Genomic DNA, 2659 nt, shown 5'->3' with positions numbered 1-2659 from the left:
CTCGGCGCGCTGCGGCGCGGGGATGGAGTGCGGTTGCAGGGCGATCGCGAGGGCGCGGCGCACGATCCGCAGCTCGTCGGCGCTGAAGGCGAGGCCGCCGTGGGAACCGTATGGCGTGGGCATGGACCGACTTTAAGTGCTAAGCGGACAAAATCCGCTTAGCGCGCACTTCCTGGCGTGGCGGCACAACCCACCCCGTACCCGCGGCCCGCCGGGGCAGCCGCACCCCCGCAAACCGGGGAGCCGCACCCCGAAGAACCGCGGCAGCCGCACCCCCGGCCGCCGCCCCCGGAGGGTCAGCCTCGGGAGACGTTGCGCTCGTAGACCAGCCGCAGGCCGATCAGCGTGAGCCACGGCTCGTGCTCGTCGATCACCGATGCCTCGCCGAGCACCATGGGCGCGAGCCCGCCCGTCGCGATGACGGTCACGTCCTCGGGGTCCTCCGCGAGCTCCCGGGCCATCCGGGCGACGACGCCGTCGACCTGGCCGGCGAACCCGTAGACGATGCCGGACTGCATCGCCTCCACCGTGTTCTTGCCGATCACGCTCCGCGGGCGGGCGAGCTCGATCTTGCGGAGCTGCGCCCCGCGCACGCCCAGCGCCTCGACGGAGATCTCGATGCCGGGGGCGATCACGCCGCCCACGTACTCGCCGCGCGCCGAGACCGCGTCGAAGGTCGTCGCCGTGCCGAAGTCGACGACGACGCAGGGGCCGCCGTACAGCTCCATGGCGGCCAGCGCGTTGATGATCCGGTCCGCGCCGACCTCCTTGGGGTTGTCCATGAGGATCGGCACGCCCGTCTTGATGCCGGGCTCGACCAGTACTGCGGGCACGTCGCCGTAGTAGCGCCGGGTCACCTCGCGCAGCTCGTGCAGGACGGAGGGGACGGTGGAGCAGATGGAGATGCCGTCGATGCCGTCGCCCAGGTCCTCGCCGAGGAGCGGGTGCATGCCCATCAGGCCGTTCAGCACCACGGCGAGCTCGTCGGCCGTACGGCGGGCGTCGGTCGAGATGCGCCAGTGCTCGACGATGTCCTCGCCGTCGAACAGGCCGAGGACGGTGTGGGTGTTGCCGACGTCGATGGTGAGCAGCATCAGTCCTGCTCCTCCCGCAGGTCCAGACCGATGTCGAGGATCGGCGAGGAGTGGGTGAGCGCGCCCACCGCCAGGTAGTCGACGCCGGTCTCCGCGTAGGCGCGGGCGTTGTCGAGGGTGAGCCGGCCGGAGGACTCCAGGCGGGCCCGGCCGGCGACGAGGGCGACGGCCTCGCGGGTGCGCTCGGGGGTGAAGTTGTCGAGCAGGATCAGCTCCGCGCCCTCGGCGAGCACCGGCTCGATCTGGTCCAGCCGGTCGACCTCGACCTCGATGGGCACCTCGGGGAAGCGGCTCCGTACGGCCTTGAAGGCCTGGGCCACGCCGCCCGCGGCGACCACGTGGTTGTCCTTGATGAGGGCGGCGTCGGAGAGCGACATGCGGTGGTTGAGGCCGCCGCCGCAGCGCACGGCGTACTTCTCCAGGGAGCGCAGGCCGGGCGTGGTCTTGCGGGTGTCGCGGACGGCGGCGCCGGTGCCCTCCAGGACGTCGGCCCACGCGCGCGTGGCGGTGGCGATGCCCGACAGCCGGCACAGCAGGTTGAGCGCGCTGCGCTCGCCGGTGAGCAGGTCGCGGGTGCGGGCGGTGACGCTCAGCAGCTTCTGGCCGGGGGCGACGCGGTCGCCGTCCTCCACGTGGCGCTCGACCTCGAACTCCTCCGTGCAGACGACGGAGAGGATCGCCTCGGCGACGCGCAGCCCGGCGACGGTGCCGGCCTCGCGCGCGGTGAAGTCCGCGGTGGCGACGGCGTCCTCGGGGATGGTCGCGACCGTGGTGACGTCCACGCCGTGGTCGAGGTCCTCCTCGATGGCCATGTGGGCGATGTCCTCGACCTCGACGGGGTCGAGGCCCGCCTCGGCCAGGAGGGCGGCGAGCGAGGGGTCGAGGCCGCACTCGTACGCGTCGAGGCCGTCGGGGCCGTCGAGGTCACCCGCGTCGCCGGCGCAGCCGCAGGCGTCCCCGCAGCCGCCCCCGGCGGGCGCGTCGACCGGGAGCCGCGTCCGGTCACCGGGCGCCACGGGGGCGGTGCCCCCGGCGGCCGGCTGCTGCTCGGGGGCGGCCGGCTGCTGCTCGGGGGTGACCGGCTCCGCCGACTCGGCCCCTGCGGGCCGCGGGCGCTCAGGCGTGTTCACGTGTCTGCCTTTCGGAAAGGGCGGTCGTACGGGTGGTGGTCGGCGGGAAGTCCGCGGTGTCGGTGGCGTGGACGGCGAGGGCGCCCTCGGGGGTGCCGTCGGGCGTCAGGCGCACCACGAGGTGGCGGTGCCAGGAGCGCTCGTCGCGGTCGGCGAAGTCCTCGCGCCAGTGGCAGCCGCGGGTCTCCTCGCGGCGGAGCGCGGCGGCGACGAGCACGCGGGCGACCAGCAGGAGGTTGGTGGCCTCCCAGGTCTCCACGCCGGGCTCGGCGGTCTTGCCGTCGGCGCGCAGGGCCTCGGCGGCCTCGTGGTGGAGGCGGTCCAGGGCGGCGGCGGCGTCGGTCAGGCTGGCCGCGGAGCGCAGTACTCCGGCGCCGGTGGTCATGATGCGCTGGATCGTGAACCGGGCCTCGGGGGCGATCAGGGGGGTCGCGG

2 protein-coding genes and 1 pseudogene are annotated in these 2659 nt (G+C 74.2%); all 3 read right to left on the bottom strand.

What is annotated here, in order from left to right:
- Positions 1-296: 296 nt before the first annotated feature.
- On the bottom strand, positions 297-1094 hold the full coding sequence (locus ACSNOD_RS30370) for a type III pantothenate kinase (RefSeq protein ID WP_436770296.1): 798 nt from the start codon (positions 1092-1094) through the stop codon (positions 297-299).
- Complete coding sequence (nadC, locus tag ACSNOD_RS30365; RefSeq protein ID WP_436770297.1) at positions 1094-2110, bottom strand: carboxylating nicotinate-nucleotide diphosphorylase; 1017 nt, start codon at positions 2108-2110, stop codon at positions 1094-1096. Before nadC ends, ACSNOD_RS30370 begins: the two co-directional genes overlap by 1 nt.
- 100 nt (positions 2111-2210) lie before the next feature.
- Positions 2211-2659, bottom strand: a pseudogene (locus tag ACSNOD_RS30360) (hypothetical protein); the annotation flags it as partial.

The organism is Streptomyces sp. URMC 123 (assembly GCF_051386515.1).
Taxonomy (GTDB): Bacteria; Actinomycetota; Actinomycetes; order Streptomycetales; family Streptomycetaceae; genus Streptomyces.
The sequence above is the reverse complement of the archived record's forward strand: the minus strand, read 5'-3'. Positions and strand labels throughout refer to the sequence as shown.